We start from the raw sequence: 320 nt of genomic DNA on the forward strand, positions 1-320 counted from the left end.
CCGGCAGAATGTTGATGAGCACGTACATGAGAGCCATCAATAAAAATCCACTCCATATCGGGGCATGAGGCTAGTAATTTGAATAATCTAAGTAACTTACCGCTGCTTGACCAACGATTAAAACGTTTGAAAATAGAGTTTGAATGACCAAAACAGCAAGGAATATCTCGCCACGGACAGCCTGTTCTAATTCTATAGAGAATAGCTTCAATAAAATTGCGTAAATTTGAGTTGTGGTGAATGGATAAATTACGCAGAATAACTTTCAACTTTTGCCAGTGTTGATCTGTCAGCATGGTACGAGGCATAGCGAATAGTAA

General features: G+C 39.1%; 1 pseudogene. It reads right to left on the minus strand.

Annotated elements, in window-relative coordinates:
- Positions 1 to 308, minus strand: a pseudogene (locus NI464_RS15800) (IS5-like element ISAba31 family transposase); the annotation flags it as partial.
- Positions 309 to 320: the final 12 nt, after the last annotated feature.

Source organism: Acinetobacter lwoffii (genome assembly GCF_024129685.1).
Classification (GTDB): domain Bacteria; phylum Pseudomonadota; class Gammaproteobacteria; order Pseudomonadales; family Moraxellaceae; genus Acinetobacter; species Acinetobacter lwoffii_X.